This is a genomic window from Paenibacillus sp. FSL R5-0519 (genome assembly GCF_037974275.1).
Lineage (GTDB): Bacteria > Bacillota > Bacilli > Paenibacillales > Paenibacillaceae > Paenibacillus.
Genome location: NZ_CP150234.1, coordinates 1,245,475 through 1,260,323, shown reverse-complemented (window position 1 = coordinate 1,260,323; position 14,849 = coordinate 1,245,475). Strand labels below are relative to the sequence as shown.

Here is a 14,849-nt window from a genome sequence, read left to right as displayed (position 1 = left end):
ATGTAATGCAACCATGTGTGTTTCATATGGATAAATGTGACCTTAGGGCGTATAATGATCAGAGCATCCCGGAAAGAAGGAAACAACTATGGCAGATCAATCCAACGCCAAGAAAGACCCGCTTGCATCTTCAATAGAAAGAATACAGGAATCACCTTCCGGTAAAAGTGGAGCACTCAGTTATTCGGTTGCCTCCAATCCAGTCTATTATGAGCAAGGCGCACTGCATGTCCTGTTTGCCGGAGCAAGTCAGACCCTTCCGGGTCACGCCCTCGGCCCTAAATTGTTTGATTATTATCTGCTGCATTATGTAGAAAAAGGGGCGGGTACGTTCCGTACCGAACTGCACACCTACGAATTATCCGCAGGTGATTGTTTCCTCATTCACCCCGGGCAGCTGGTGAGCTACCAGTCACATGCCCGTAACCCATGGCAATACCGCTGGATCGCCTTTACCGGCAACCAGGCTGCCCAGCATGCCGAGGAGGCAGGATTCCGCCCGGAGAAGTCCGTTTTTCATGCCGGACCTTCCTGTGGAATATCCGATTGGCTATCCGTGATGCAGGATTCTTTTGCCGAGCGCAAAGAAAGCTCCCATTTCACATCACTGGGTACGTTATATATGATTCTAGCCGAAGCACAGAATCACCTTTCGCAGGGTCAAACCTTAATTCCAGGTGAATCATCCATCCGACGTACGGTGAAACAGATGATACAATATATGTCCACCCAATATGCCTATCCGGTCTCCATTGAACAGATGTCTGCGAGTCTCGGGTATAATCGTGCGTATCTTTCCCGTATTTTCAAACAGGAAACCGGACTTTCGCCAGTCACTTATCTGCTAAAACTGCGGATCGACAAGTCGCGCCAACTCCTAAGAGAACGCCCGGATCTGTCTATCGAACAGGTATCTGCATCGGTCGGACTGCCTGACGCGCTGTATTTCTCCAAACAGTTCAAACGATTTCACGGTGAAGCGCCCAGCTTGTATCGAGAGAAAATCCTCTCCCGTCCACGACATCAGGGGTTACAGACGAATGCTCAACCAAACAAACGGTGATCAACATAACGGACCAAGAATCATATACGACAAAAAAGGTGCATTCCGCCATTATGGCTAAGATGCACCTTTTGCACGTTAATTATTTGTCATCAGACTTGGGTGACAGAATGGACTCAATCCGTTCCAATTCCTCTGTAGAGAAATCCAATTGGCTGAGTGCAGCCACATTCTCTTCAATCTGGGAAGGACGGCTTGCGCCAATCAGCGCAGAAGTTACCCTGCCGTTACGCAGAACCCATGAAAGTGCAAATTGAGCCAAGCTCTGACCACGGGCTGCTGCAATCTGGTTGAGCGCACGCACTTTTCGGAGCGTCTCCGGAGAGATGTTGCTCTCATTCAGGAATACCGACGGTCCTTTGGCACGTGAGTCTTCCGGGATACCATTCAAGTATTTGTTCGTAAGTACACCTTGTGCCAGTGGACAGAATGCAATACTGCCTGTTCCATATTCATCCAGCACGTCCTGCAGACCATCTTCAATCCAGCGATCCAGCATCGAGTACTTCGGTTGATGGATCAACAGCGGCGTACCCAAACTTTTGAGAATCTCAGCGGCCTCTCTCGTCTGGTCTGCGGGATAGTTGGAGATTCCTACATAGAGGGCTTTACCCGAGCGAACAATATGATCCAGTGCCATCATCGTTTCTTCCAAAGGCGTTTCGGGATCATAACGGTGGGAATAGAAAATATCCACGTAATCTAGGCCCATACGCTTCAAGCTCTGATTCAGACTGGATACCAGGTTTTTGCGTGAGCCCCACTCGCCATACGGGCCGGGCCACATATAATATCCTGCTTTGGTGGAGATCACAAGTTCATCCCGATATGGTTTCAGATCCTGGGCAAGCACCTGTCCAAACAACTGTTCTGCCGAACCTGCCGGTGGGCCATAATTGTTGGCAAGGTCAAAATGGGTAATACCCAGATCAAATGATCGGGTGATCATATTTCGTCCATTCTCAGCGTTATTGATACCGCCAAAATTATGCCACAGCCCCAGTGAAATCGCTGGCAGTTTCAAACCTGAACGTCCAACGCGGTTGTATTTCATCGTTTCATAGCGAGTATCGCTTGCTACGTAGACCATCATGAATCCCTTCTTTCCCCAGGTTCCGCCTCCTGATCCGGTCAACACCGGAGAATGCGGTTATTCAGTCCATACGTTTAACCAAGAAGCTGGTCCACATCATTCATTACCTCACCAATCGGCTCTGTAATCAGCAAATCCGCCCTGCTGTCGTAAGCAGTAGGTGTAGCATTGAGCAGAACGGTATGTTTTCCCTGAAAATACGTAATTAACTGGGCTGCTGGATATACCGTCAGTGATGTGCCGCCCACGAGTAACAGGTCTGCGGAAGACAATGCATCAATAGAGCGATACAATGTCGTCTGGTCCAGCTCCTCCTCGTACAGCACCACATCCGGTTTGATCACACCACCGCATGCGGTACAGCGAGGTACGATATCTTGGGATTGTATAATATCATTCAGTGCATAAAACTGCTTGCAATCCATACAGGCATTACGATGAATTGAGCCGTGTAGCTCCAGGACATTGCTGCTGCCTGCCTTCTGATGCAATCCATCGATATTTTGCGTGATCACTGCCTCAAGTTTTCCCTCCTGCTCCAGACGGGCTAACAGTCGATGGCACCCATTCGGCTCCGCATCTGGATGAAGCATTTTGCCTCGATAAAAATCATAAAAAATATCGGCATGCTGATCAAAAAAATGCCGGCTTAACAACTCTTCCGGTGGATAAGGGGAATGCTGCTCCGTCTGATACAGACCCGCAGCCGAACGGAAGTCGGGAATCCCGCTTTCCGTTGAAGTCCCGGCCCCTCCAAAAAAAACAATACGGGAGCTTTCCTGAATCCAGGCAGCCAGTTGTTCTGTTGCGTTCATCCTCTCTCCTCCTTTTATATAGTCCAATCAGGTCAGGGTGACTTATAAACTCACGCTTATCTCATTATAATGGCGAATAATGGCATGGGCATCAACCAGGTGCGATCCTTGATCTAACTGCGGACAGTAACCCAGCGTATAGGATACCTCAGCATGCCGTCCCATCTGCATATCCCCATTACTGTCTCCAATGACAACAGCCACCGCAGGATCGATATGTAATTCACGGCAAGCCAAGATTGCTGCTTCTCCATCCGGTTTGCCCTGGGTCACCCGATCACAGCCTACAATGGATGTAAAAAAAGAACGGATTCCCATCCAACCCAGATGTGTCTCTGCTGCTGCTGTACTGTCTGAAGTGACAACCGCCAGAGGTATGTCCGCTGCCCGGCAACTCTGCAAGAAATCCAGCAATCCTGGCATCGGTTCAGCGGATTTGCGCTCTCGTACCGATCTCATGGCTACACTTGAGAATTGTCGTATCGTTGTGATCGCTTCATTCCATGGCATGCCTGCTGCATATAGCTGCCCGGCAAGCAATCCCGTGCACTCATCCACAGTTGCAATCGCGAGGGGACCTTGCGGATCATAACCGACAATATGCCCCTCTGCATTATGAGTGGTGCCCAGAACGTGCTCCAGTTCAACCGTAAATGAAGCACCAAGTTCGTTCATACGTGATTGTAACTGATCCAGTAACGTCTCTGCCCACGGCCCCCATAACTGGAGGAATTCCAGCAGTGTTCCATCTTTATCGAACAGGATACCTTTACATGGTATCTGCGCTCCATTCAATTGAAGCATGGCCATCCGTATCACCTCCATCAAGTTATGCTATAAATGCATACAGTCCTCAATGCAGACAGATTAATCTAGATCACTTAATGGTACTTAACCAACCCAGGACTGTCTTGACGGTCTGATTCAGCTGTTCTTCTCCACTCACTTCCGGCTCGCCATCCCCTTTTTGATGACCATAATCACCAAACTGGGCGTGGTTTCCACCTTCAATGGTGTAATATACCGTATCTTCCGGAAGATACATCCGTCCACTCTGATACTTCGTAGCATTCACGACCTCATCTTTGGTACCCAGAATAGATAAAGCAGGTATTCCGAGTGACTTTACGCTTCCTTTTTCATCCGGGTAGGATGCTAGGAAGAAGATGCCTTGTAGTGCATCAGGATGCGATGCTACATAACGTGCAGCCATCGACCCGCCAAGAGAGTGTCCACCCATAACAAATTGTTCGTCCGGATATGCGGCCAGAATCTCATCTGCCAGGTTTGGCTTGAGCACTGCCAGGTTAACTGGCATCTTGGCAATAATCGTGTGATGACCGGCAGCAGCCAGCTCATGGGCAAGTGGTGCATAACTTTCCGGTTTTACCAGTCCGCCGGGGTAGAAAAGAACACTCTTGCCAGTCGGTTTGTCTGGTACAAAATCAATCCAGTTCTCTTGTTCGCTCACCGTCACCTGATTGACTGTTTCCATGGCCGTTTGAGCTGTTTCCTGTGGACCGTATGGTGTGAATAATTTCCACGCAACAAATCCACATCCAATAACAATGAGCGCCAGAAGTACGAGCAGGAATTTCCCGATGCCCCTCTTCTTGCGCCCTGTATTATACCGATTTCTCAACGTTAATCACCTTTCTTCACTTCCGCAGGTGCCGCGGCTCACAGAATTGGGAGCCTTCGTTAATCAGGCTCCCTCTCCGGATTGAAAAAATATTATTCAGCCTTGGCCTTGCGGTAAGCATCCATATATTGTTCCGCTTTGCGACGGACATGACTCAGGTCACCCGTCTTCACAGCTTCCGATGTCAAGTCGGAGCCGATCCCTACAGCCACTGCTCCACCCTTGATCCAATCCCCCAGATTAGATAAGGATACTCCGCCAGTTGGCATAAAATTCGCCTGCGGCATAGGACCTTTCATCGTTTTGATAATCGAAGGATCGTACAGATTACCCGGGAACAACTTCACAATGTCCACACCAAGTTCCAAGGCGCGTTGAACATCAGCAATCGTCATCACACCAGGCAGGATCGGAATTCGATACAGGTTGCAGATCTGAACGGTATCCGGATTCAGGGAAGGACCGACGACAAACTCGGCACCCGACATGATGGCCGCTCTTGCCGTTTGCGGTTCTAGCACCGTTCCCGCACCAATAATCGCGAACTTCTCTGGATCTTGTGTGTTCCAATGGTATACACGGCTTAATTTTTCAATGGCTTTGAGTGCACTGGGTACGGTCATCGTAATCTCGATAACTTTAATGCCACCCGCAATCGCTTGTTCGGCCATGGCAATGACCTGATCTGCAGAATCTGCACGCAGAACTGCCACAACCCCATTGTCCGTAATCTTTTGCAACAGCTGAAGCTTCTTCATTTCATTCTCTCCCTTGTCAATGTGGTGGTTGTGTATACAAGCCTTACATTTGAAGAACGAAGATGAGCCATATATGATTTCAGCAGCGACTAGCGCTCAACATGGGCAACGTTGTTCAGCTTGGCCTCGACCTGCCCCCACGTCGGGAGCGCCTCCCAATCGCCAACAGCCTGTATAACCATGGAACCGGTCAAATTGCCGAGCCGGGTTGCTTCCTGCGGGGAGTATCCTTTTAATAGACCTGATAAAAATCCCGCGCAGAATCCGTCTCCTGCTCCTACCGTATCCAGAACATGATCCGCCTTAAAGTACGGAACTTCCGTTAGGGTACCATTCGCCAATACGTAGGTCAAATCAGGGCCACCCTTCACGATGCACACAGCATTCATGGCAGATAAACGCTCAAGTACTTTTTGATCATTTTCTTCGTTGTATAGAAGTTTCATCTCATCCAGACCCGGTAAAAAGTAGTCCGCCAGTTCAGCCAGACGCAGTAAAACCGGACGGGCCTCATCCGCTGACCACAGTTTGAGACGCAGATTTGGATCAAAGCTTACTTTCACACCTGCCTGTTTGGCAATATGTATGGCAGCTTCTACCGTTTCAAGTCCAGACGAACTAATGGCGGCTGTAATACCTGTAACGTGCAATATTTTAGCTCCGGCAATATATGCGGGATCCAGATCATCTGGTGTAATCGCACTTGCTGCCGAAAGCTTCCTATAATAATGTACCGAAGCTTTCCCGGAAGCGTTCTCACGAATCATCAAACCAGTGGGCTCGTGATCACTTAACCTTGCACGTGATACATCTACACCTTCACCGCGAATGGCTTTCAGAATCATGTTGCCGATCGGATCATTGCCCAAACGTCCAAACCAGCCACTGGAATGCCCGAGCCGGGATACACCAATAGCCAGATTGCTCTCGGCACCCCCAAACGACTTGTCCAGTGTGGCTGCATATTCCAGCCCTCTTGTATCTTTGGCAGTCAGCAAACCCATACTCTCCCCAAACGTAATAATTTCCGGGCTTGGATTGGGACTCGTTGACATGATTACTTCCCTCCTTATCGTTACATTTCCTCATCTTCTGTTACTATTGTCATCCTCTATGCAACCGTTGTCAATCCCGGAGCGTTCATTTTGTTGTCACAGCTTTGAGAAAAGATAACGCTTACTAATGTGAATTAAATCACAATAGTTAATGTACATCCGTATTACCCTTATTACAGATGCAAATGACCTTGCAGCTGGGGTCTATAAGGGGGCTACACCATGAAAAATCAGACACTGATCCAGGATGATCAGGAATCTTTCTTTTACAATCTGCGCTTTATTCTTATCGTCTGTGTCCTTGCCGGTAATGCACTGGAACCACTCATCACACGCTTTGCAGGAGCAGAAGCTCTGTTCCTGTGGATATATACATTTCACATGCCACTCTTTGTATGGGTAACCGGGTATTTTGCGACACACTCACTTCAAGGGGCCTCGGGGCGAAACGTCCTGAAACAGATTGCCTTGCAATATGTGCTATTTCAGTCTTTATACGCATTGATGGACTTTACCGTGTTCCACACACCCCATATGCGGCTATCCTTCTTTGCACCATACTTGCTGTTATGGTTTCTCGCGAGTCATTTCTGTTGGCGACTGTTGCTTCGTCTAACGATTTCATGGAAACCGATATATCGGCTGATTGGATCGATTGCGCTCGGTGTCATTGCCGGGTATTTGCCCATCGACGGATTCTGGCTCAGCTTCAGCCGTACGTTTGTGTTCCTGCCGTTCTTTGTCATCGGTTATGACTATGGGGCATCCATCCGTTCTCGTTTATTATCCGGTTGGGGGCGAAGAACCGCAGCCGTCCTCTCCGCTGCATTGTTGGTATGGATCGGGTATGGCGGTTTAAATATTACATCGGGATGGTTACTCGGCAGCATGACTTACGCCGAATTGGGCCATCACGAATGGTATGCCGGCATCTTCCGACTTGGCATCTACTTGCTGGAAATCGGATCGGCAGCACTATTCTTGGCCTGGGTACCCTCCTTGACTTCCAGACTGACGGACCTTGGAAAACGCACACTCTATGTATTCCTGCTGCATGGTTTTCTCGTTCGTCTCGCAATCTGGTCTGGAGTCTACAGTTATATGGGAAGCTCGGCGTATATTCCAGTCATACTTGTCATCGCCTTACTCTTCGCAGTCACATTGGCTCTGCCGGCTGTTCGTCACACGTTCAAACCCTTGATTGAACCGGATATATCCCGCTTTTCTTTCAATCGACATGAGGTGTTTAAACGGTCGGCCTAATTCTCTGACGGATTCTCTTCGCCATCGATTCTAACCTGGTTTGTTGTTTCAGGCTGGAAATGATGTGGTAATTTAGGGATACGCGCTACAAAAAACAACTTATTGTTGTAAGGAGTGATTTGTAATGGCACGTCAACAGACGTCAGAACGCAAGATGAGCCGTGAGGAAGCCGGTAGATTAGGTGGGAGAGCCACCTCCAAGAACCATGATCGAAGCTTCTATCAGATGATTGGAAAAAAAGGTGGAGAAGCGACTTCAGATGCCCATGACACTGACTTTTACAAGCAGATTGGCCGCAAGGGCGGCGAAGCAACCTCCGAAACCCATAATAAGGAATTCTATCGTGAGATTGGACGCAAAGGCGGAAGCAACTAATGATTTCCGCTCCCACATCGAAACATGCTCATAGTTTTCCCGCAAATCAAGAAGTCTGATTCCATGAAAATGGTTTGAGGCTTCTTTCTATTGATTGTAGAAATATGGCGATGGTTGTGATAGACTCAATAGAAAAACCGGGTGTTCACGGGTTTAAAGCAGCAAAGAATTTCACAAACTACGGGGAGCTCGACACCGGCAAACCGATCTTTTTTTAGAGTACGGATGAAATTAAACGACAGATGCACTGCCATTTACTTTTCCATTCATGTTGCTCAATATTATATATTTGGGGGGAAACACACCATGTCAGCCAAGAAGATGCGTTCCGATATGATCAAAAAAGGTTTTGACCGTGCACCGCACCGGAGTTTGCTCCGCGCAGCGGGCGTTAAAGAAGAGGATTTCGGCAAGCCATTTATTGCCGTATGTAACTCTTACATTGATATCGTGCCCGGCCACGTCCACCTTCAGGAATTCGGTAAAATTGTAAAGGATGCTATTCGTGAAGCCGGTGGCGTTCCATTCGAATTTAACACCATCGGGGTAGATGACGGAATTGCCATGGGACACATTGGTATGCGTTACTCGCTGCCAAGCCGTGACATTATCGCGGACTCCGTGGAAACCGTTGTATCTGCTCACTGGTTCGACGGCATGGTATGTATCCCGAACTGCGATAAAATTACACCTGGCATGATGATGGGTGCACTCCGCTGTAATATCCCTACCGTGTTTGTCAGCGGTGGACCGATGAAAGCCGGTCGCGACAGCAATGGTAAAGCTCTTTCCCTGACTTCCGTATTTGAAGGCGTAGGTGCTTACCAAGCAGGTAAAATCGATGATAAGAGCTTGCTTGAACTTGAACAGTTCGGTTGTCCAACTTGTGGATCATGCTCCGGTATGTTCACAGCAAACTCCATGAACTGTCTGGCTGAAGCGATGGGACTGGCTATGCCAGGTAACGGAACCATCCTGGCTGTTGCTCCTGAGCGTCGTGAGTTTGTTAAACAATCTGCCAAACAACTGATGGAACTTATCAAAATGGATCTGAAACCACGTGATATCGTTACTGTAGAAGCGATCGATAACGCGTTTGCTCTGGATATGGCGATGGGTGGATCTACGAATACAGTACTGCACACGCTAGCACTGGCTCATGAAGCGGGCATCGAGTACCCAATCGAACGCATCAATGAAGTAGCTAACCGCGTTCCGCATCTTGCTAAACTTGCACCAGCTTCCGATCTTCACATCGAAGACGTTCACAATGCAGGCGGCGTAAGCGCAGTGCTTAACGAATTGCTCAAGAAACCAGGCGCGATTCATGGGGATTGTATTACGGTTACTGGTAAAACGATTCGCGAGAACGTTGAAGGAAAAGAAATCCAGGATACCAATGTCATTCACCACTTGGATAACCCACATTCCGAAAAAGGCGGCCTAGCTGTATTGTTTGGTAACCTTGCACCACAAGGCGCTATCATCAAAGTTGGTGCGGTTGATGCTTCGGTTGGTGGATACCACAAAGGTCCTGCTATCTGCTTTGACTCCCAGGAGCAAGCGCTCGAAGGCATCGCTAACGGCAAAGTAAAAGAAGGACATGTTGTTGTTATCCGTTATGAAGGACCAAAAGGCGGACCAGGTATGCCTGAGATGTTAGCTCCTACTTCCCAGATCGTTGGTATGGGGCTTGGTGCCAAAGTTGGTCTGATCACCGATGGACGCTTCTCTGGGGCATCCCGCGGAATCAGTATCGGACATATCTCACCAGAAGCAGCTGAAGGTGGTCCAATCGCCTTTGTTGAAGAAGGAGACATCATCGAGCTGGATCTGAACAACCGTATCATCGAATTGCACATCAGTGACGAAGAGTTTGAGCGTCGTCGCGCAGGTTGGAAAGGCTTTGAACCGAAAGTAAAAACCGGTTACCTGGCTCGTTATTCCAAACTGGTTACCAATGCAAGCAATGGTGGCGTACTGAGTATCTAATTTACGTTTCCTTACTTGGCCTATTGGAAACAATCAAATAAATAAAGGGTTGCTCTTCTGCCAAATCTGGCGAAGGGCAACCCTTTTCTTTTGCTGGTTGGTGTAATTAGTCCGTTTAGTTCCGCTCTGGCAATATCTCTTGTTCAATTAACAACGATTCATCTCTGGATTGTTCTATCGTTGCAACCACCTGTGTCGTATGTTGACCGTAACGTTCCAACAATATATCCAGCGGCATGGCAATCATCTTGGGTACCAATTGTTCTGTACGCTGTTTCAAGCGTTTGGTTCCTGCCGGATGGATCACACTTAAGAGCAGTTTAAGGTATACTTTGGATGCAGCGCTGAACGGTCCAGGGGGCAATTCTTGTATGGTAAATCCAAATTTTTCCGGACCTCTGTTTATCATACTTACACCGTATATGGCTTTGGCAGAGCGTAACTCAGGATCGAGCGCCACCATATGTGCCAAATCCGGCAGTTGCTGTTCCATCGTACGAATCATGCGAATAGCCAAATGCATACTTGAACGCGAAGTCACCCCAAGTTCGAACAACTTCTGATTGTCAAAATGCAATTCAATGACCGGATCTCCGTTTTGGATGACATGGCCATCGCTCATCTCCATTCGTGCTCCGTGATATACACGAGATCGAAAGTGTAACATGGGATCTTCTGGCGAAGCCGTCCGCAGATGATATACCCAGTGGAACAATTTCTCCCAGCCAAGCCATAAGGCAACAACGATCCGCTTCCATAACTTCAACGTTGTCTGTGGTTGATTCTTGTTCTGAGATTCGCTCACGGTAACACCTCCCATCAACGTATCGACACGTACGCTTTGCAGGCCCAGCCTTTCAGCTTCCTGTAATACGACTTCCAGCGCCTGAAGCATCTGCTCCGGCGCGTGTGCATCAGCACCAAGAGTCGTTCCTCGATCATGCAGCAGCATGACCTCTCCGCCTCTTAACTCCTTCAGCATCCGTTCGGTCAGTCGCTGGACACCTACTCGACTTCTCCAGTCTTCAAACATGGAAGACCACAGTACAATCTTTCGTTCTTTCTTGCTGAAAAAATCAAACAGATTCATAATGCCCCACGGTGGACGATAAAAACAAGTTTTCACACCGGTTACTTCATGGATAATCTGACCTGTTCGCTGAATCTGGTCACGAACCGTACGCGGCCGCATGAGCCAGTTCGTTTTGTGAATATAATTATGAATGCCAATAAGGTGGCCTTCGTCATGTATGCGCTGAATGAGTTCAGGATGACTCGCGGCATGTTCTCCCACAACAAAAAATGTTGCTTTTGCTTGATGCTGGCGAAGCAGATCGAGCAATCTCGGCGTATACTGCGGATCTGGCCCATCGTCAAACGTTAATGCAAATTGTGTATCACTTCTCCCCCGTCTAAATACACGAAAACCGAAAAGCCTGCTGATCAAACTTGGAATAAAGGCGTAAAAGGATGAAAGATACAATAACCACAGTAGAATACTCTGAAGTATCGTTGTCATGTTGCAAGCTCCCCACTTCTCCTGCTGAATTACGGTGCGCTATGGCACTATCAAAAATAAACCGCCTTTAATTTTATCATAGTTCAGACTTTTCTTGAATCCTGTTTTCCCAAAAAGATAGCTATCGTGTACAATATATACATTATAATGATCTGCCTGCAAAGGAGCCATGTCCATGCTACCGCTTTACAAAAAATACGGGCGAACTGTCTTTGATATCGCTTTACTCGTATTAACCGTGTACGTCATCATGTACAGTTTTAGCCAATTATATCAAATCGCTGCACCGGTTTTTCTCTCATTTATCGTGTACTGGATGATTGAGCCATTAGCCAAATTTCTACATCGCAAAGGACTGCCCAAGACGCTTGGAGCTGCCATATCCGTCCTGTTATTTCTCGCGATCATTATCGCGGCCTTTTTTGGTGTGGGCTTGATTATTATCTCACAGATATCCAATCTTCAAGATAATTTTCCTGTATACATTGAAATGATACAGCGTGAGTTTACCAATCTGGTGTTATTCATCCAGGACAAGTCAGACGCTCTCCCTGATGGGATTATGGATAAAGCGAATGATTATTTTGCAACACTGACCGGCTTTCTTTCCAAATGGGTAACAAGCGGAGCGCAATTCATTGTAGGTTTCCTTAGTTCATTCTCTTCATTTATTACGAACTTCGGAATTGCGATTATTCTAGCCTTCTTTCTCAGTATCGAGATTGAATCCTGGCGCAAGTTTGCCCGTGCGAAGACGCCCAAAACCTTGAAGTTAGCTATTGAATTCATGCGTAATCACGTGTTCAAGACGATCCGTTCGTATCTTAAGGCACAGATGATCATGATGCTCATTACGTTCGTATTGATTTATGCAGGTTTGTTGATTTTGGGAACCTCTAACGCCTTTACCATCGCAGTCATCTGTGCAGTTTTTGATCTGGTACCATTGCTTGGCGTTCCTGTTGTATTCATTCCGTGGATTATCTACTTGTTCATTATAGGCAATAGCAGCCTGGCCATCGGCCTCATTGTGATTCTGGCAGTGACGATGCTGACACGACAATTGTTGGAACCGAAGATATCGGGTAACTCGATTGGTGTATCTTCCGCGTACTTGATGCTTTCGTTCATGCTGATATCCCTTTCGATCTTCGGCCTTGCTGGTGTAGTGTTATCTCCAGTGCTGCTGATTCTTTTGAAAGAACTATTACAACAAGGGTACCTGCAAAAGTGGATTCACCTTCCAAAAGATGAATTTGAATCTTCTCCATTGGTTATGGACCCGCCCGTTAGCACGGCCTCAACGAGTTCTGCCGAGTCCGCGATGCATACGCCTGTTCCTGCGAAGGATCACGAGGACCCAGCCAAATAGTCCATGACCTTCCTGAAGAGAGCTGTCGCCTGATGATGGCTGTCTGGAGAGACATTTTGAACAAGCACAGCTACGGCGTACTTGGGTTGTTCTATCGGTCCGTAACCGATGAACCATTGATGATTACGCTTCTCCCCATGTTTCTGTACCTGAGCTGTACCTGATTTCCCTGCAACATGCCACCGCGCACGCTGCAGGGATTTTCCTGTTCCCTCACGGACTACCTTATTCATCCAGGATAACAGTTTATGCGCAGTTGCGGGAGCAATCTGCCCTGCGGCTGAAGGAGAATCATGCAAGGGCATCTCCAGCATGGTGCCACCATCCGCATATTGGATTCTCTTAACGAGACGTGGGGCACTAACCTTTCCATCATGTAACAGTGTCACAATCAGATTGGCGGCTTGCAGCGGTGTGACCAGCACATCTCGCTGACCGATGGCTGTCTGTATTTTCGCACCTTCATCACCAGAAGAAACAGCCTCTGTTCGCACACGCCCGTGATCTTCGTGATCAAAGTGTCGCAAGACGGGCATTCCTGCAATCTTTTTCCCCTCCCAACCAACAGGTCGCGCCAGTCCCAGACGATCTGCCGTGTTCTCCAGTTGCTCCATACTAAGCCTGCGTGCCGTTTCCGCGAATACGATGTTGCAAGACTCCGCAAATCCTTGTTCCAGATTCAGGTTTCCATGCCCATGCTCTTTCCAGCAGGACAAACCATACTTACCATACTCACCATCACAATGAAATTCTTCTCCATGAGAAACCGCATGGTATTCCAACGCAGCAGCCGCAGTGACAATTTTGAAAATGGAACCCGGGACGGCTCCCTGTACTGCACGATTTCCCCAGGCCGATTGTTTGGGGTCCACATGTTGTGGCTGATAGAATGGACTTGAAATCATGGCGCGAACATCTGCGTTGGCCGCATCTAACACAACAACAGCCCCTTCTTGTAAGCCAGCTTCTTCTGTCAACTGCTCCAATCCACGCTGCAACTTGGCATCCACAGTCGTTTCTACACGTAAAGGATAATGGCCATTGGCCGGTGCAATAACGTGCGGCTGAATTTCAGGGATAATCTCCCCACCACCCGAGACCATACGTGATACAAGCGTAGGACCAATTCCCCTCAACAGGGGTTCAAGTGTCCTCTCCAGTCCAGCCGCTCCTGATTTCATGGCAAATGGCTGTTTTACTTCATCCTGATGCCCAGTTAGAGCTCTGGAGGACTCAGGCTGTTCAGCCAGATAACCCATCCACTGCATTCCCGTATGCCCCTGAAGATACCTTGTCATCATTGGATAGATACCCGCTCCTTGCAGGTGCAGATTACGCAGACGCTCCACCTGAGCAGCTGTCAAATGAACAGGCTGAGTTGCACCTGCTGTCCAGAAATGAGGTGCATTTTCCCGATTCCATTCCTTCTTCAATTGATCCAGATCGGTATGTAATATAGCTGCCAACTGCGTCATCTCTGATCCTTCTAATGCCCCTTGCTTGTGTAGTTCACCTGATGGCACTGCCTGTGGAAAAAGAACCAAGCCCCATTGCAGCTTACCTGTCAACGCCTCACCTTTGTAATCCGTAAATTGTCCCCGGCCCGGATCTAACATCACCCCGCGTTCACGCTGCAATACGGACATTTCACGTACCGTTCGGTGAAATCCAGGCATCGTCTGATTCACCTGAACGATCTGGACCCATCCCAATCGCAATATAAGCAATCCAAAGACAAGAGTTAGCATAATACAAGCTATATAGATTCGCCGTTTCGCAAGGAGATGCATCCCAGTCTCACCCTTTGTCGTTTTGACATATTATTGCTAATACAGCTTGGAATTATCCGGTAAACAGCAAGAAGGCCTGTCCCATGTACGGGACAGGCTCCTTAGCAATAT

12 protein-coding genes and 1 pseudogene are annotated in these 14,849 nt (G+C 48.0%); 5 read left to right on the top strand and 8 right to left on the bottom strand.

Annotation, left to right across the window (positions count from 1 at the left end; translation table 11 throughout):
* The first annotated feature begins 88 nt into the window (after window positions 1–88).
* Window positions 89–1,063 (top strand): AraC family transcriptional regulator, encoded by a 975-nt coding sequence (locus MKY73_RS05545; protein WP_339306089.1) that lies wholly within the window; start codon window positions 89–91, stop codon window positions 1,061–1,063.
* A gap of 82 nt (window positions 1,064–1,145) precedes the next feature.
* Here the strand turns inward: MKY73_RS05545 and mgrA are convergent, their stop codons facing one another.
* From mgrA to MKY73_RS05515, 6 genes are all read right to left on the bottom strand, one after another.
* On the bottom strand, window positions 1,146–2,153 hold the full coding sequence (gene mgrA, locus MKY73_RS05540) for an L-glyceraldehyde 3-phosphate reductase (RefSeq protein ID WP_339243184.1): 1,008 nt from the start codon (window positions 2,151–2,153) through the stop codon (window positions 1,146–1,148).
* A gap of 77 nt (window positions 2,154–2,230) precedes the next feature.
* Complete coding sequence (locus tag MKY73_RS05535) at window positions 2,231–2,971, bottom strand: NAD-dependent protein deacylase (RefSeq protein ID WP_339306088.1); 741 nt, start codon at window positions 2,969–2,971, stop codon at window positions 2,231–2,233.
* Between the two features lie 42 nt (window positions 2,972–3,013).
* A complete protein-coding gene (locus tag MKY73_RS05530) occupies window positions 3,014–3,781 on the bottom strand; it encodes an HAD family hydrolase (RefSeq protein WP_339306086.1) in 768 nt (255 codons plus the stop codon).
* A gap of 67 nt (window positions 3,782–3,848) precedes the next feature.
* Window positions 3,849–4,613 (bottom strand): alpha/beta fold hydrolase, encoded by a 765-nt coding sequence (locus MKY73_RS05525; RefSeq protein ID WP_339306084.1) that lies wholly within the window; start codon window positions 4,611–4,613, stop codon window positions 3,849–3,851.
* 92 nt (window positions 4,614–4,705) lie between these two features.
* Window positions 4,706–5,371, bottom strand: a complete 666-nt coding sequence (locus tag MKY73_RS05520; RefSeq protein ID WP_017686833.1) for a bifunctional 2-keto-4-hydroxyglutarate aldolase/2-keto-3-deoxy-6-phosphogluconate aldolase — start codon at window positions 5,369–5,371, stop codon at window positions 4,706–4,708.
* A gap of 89 nt (window positions 5,372–5,460) precedes the next feature.
* Window positions 5,461–6,426 carry a sugar kinase gene (locus tag MKY73_RS05515; protein ID WP_339306082.1) on the bottom strand — a complete coding sequence of 322 codons (966 nt, stop codon included), beginning with the start codon at window positions 6,424–6,426 and terminating at the stop codon, window positions 5,461–5,463.
* 222 nt (window positions 6,427–6,648) lie between these two features.
* Between MKY73_RS05515 and MKY73_RS05510 the strand changes: the two genes are divergently transcribed.
* From MKY73_RS05510 to ilvD, 3 genes and pseudogenes are all read left to right on the top strand, one after another.
* Complete coding sequence (locus MKY73_RS05510; protein WP_339306080.1) at window positions 6,649–7,689, top strand: fucose 4-O-acetylase; 1,041 nt, start codon at window positions 6,649–6,651, stop codon at window positions 7,687–7,689.
* A gap of 124 nt (window positions 7,690–7,813) precedes the next feature.
* Window positions 7,814–8,069: pseudogene (locus MKY73_RS05505) on the top strand (general stress protein); the annotation flags it as partial.
* Window positions 8,070–8,371: 302 nt separating this feature from the next.
* Window positions 8,372–10,057 carry a dihydroxy-acid dehydratase gene (gene ilvD / locus MKY73_RS05500; protein WP_074096200.1) on the top strand — a complete coding sequence of 562 codons (1,686 nt, stop codon included), beginning with the start codon at window positions 8,372–8,374 and terminating at the stop codon, window positions 10,055–10,057.
* A 115-nt stretch (window positions 10,058–10,172) separates the two neighbouring features.
* Here the strand turns inward: ilvD and MKY73_RS05495 are convergent, their stop codons facing one another.
* Window positions 10,173–11,576, bottom strand: coding sequence for a polysaccharide deacetylase family protein (locus tag MKY73_RS05495; protein ID WP_339306078.1), 1,404 nt, complete (start codon window positions 11,574–11,576; stop codon window positions 10,173–10,175).
* A 175-nt stretch (window positions 11,577–11,751) separates the two neighbouring features.
* Between MKY73_RS05495 and MKY73_RS05490 the strand changes: the two genes are divergently transcribed.
* Entirely contained in the window at window positions 11,752–12,948 is a 1,197-nt protein-coding gene (locus tag MKY73_RS05490) for an AI-2E family transporter (protein ID WP_339306076.1), read from the top strand.
* Here MKY73_RS05490 and MKY73_RS05485 read toward each other — a convergent pair.
* Window positions 12,927–14,738, bottom strand: a complete 1,812-nt coding sequence (locus MKY73_RS05485; protein ID WP_339306074.1) for a penicillin-binding protein 2 — start codon at window positions 14,736–14,738, stop codon at window positions 12,927–12,929. The genes MKY73_RS05490 and MKY73_RS05485 overlap by 22 nt on opposite strands.
* Between the last annotated feature and the right edge of the window lie 111 nt (window positions 14,739–14,849).

Excerpts from the sequence above, each read along its gene's own strand:
- MKY73_RS05545 (WP_339306089.1), top strand. The coding sequence starts at position 89 with ATGGCAGATCAATCCAACGCCAAGAAAGACCCGCTTGCATCTTCAATA.
- MKY73_RS05485 (WP_339306074.1), bottom strand. The coding sequence starts at position 14,738 with ATGCATCTCCTTGCGAAACGGCGAATCTATATAGCTTGTATTATGCTA.
- MKY73_RS05520 (WP_017686833.1), bottom strand. The coding sequence starts at position 5,371 with ATGAAGAAGCTTCAGCTGTTGCAAAAGATTACGGACAATGGGGTTGTG.
- MKY73_RS05490 (WP_339306076.1), top strand. The coding sequence starts at position 11,752 with ATGCTACCGCTTTACAAAAAATACGGGCGAACTGTCTTTGATATCGCT.
- MKY73_RS05495 (WP_339306078.1), bottom strand. The coding sequence starts at position 11,576 with ATGACAACGATACTTCAGAGTATTCTACTGTGGTTATTGTATCTTTCA.
- MKY73_RS05510 (WP_339306080.1), top strand. The coding sequence starts at position 6,649 with ATGAAAAATCAGACACTGATCCAGGATGATCAGGAATCTTTCTTTTAC.
- MKY73_RS05535 (WP_339306088.1), bottom strand. The coding sequence starts at position 2,971 with ATGAACGCAACAGAACAACTGGCTGCCTGGATTCAGGAAAGCTCCCGT.
- ilvD (WP_074096200.1), top strand. The coding sequence starts at position 8,372 with ATGTCAGCCAAGAAGATGCGTTCCGATATGATCAAAAAAGGTTTTGAC.
- mgrA (WP_339243184.1), bottom strand. The coding sequence starts at position 2,153 with ATGGTCTACGTAGCAAGCGATACTCGCTATGAAACGATGAAATACAAC.
- MKY73_RS05515 (WP_339306082.1), bottom strand. The coding sequence starts at position 6,426 with ATGTCAACGAGTCCCAATCCAAGCCCGGAAATTATTACGTTTGGGGAG.
- MKY73_RS05530 (WP_339306086.1), bottom strand. The coding sequence starts at position 3,781 with ATGGCCATGCTTCAATTGAATGGAGCGCAGATACCATGTAAAGGTATC.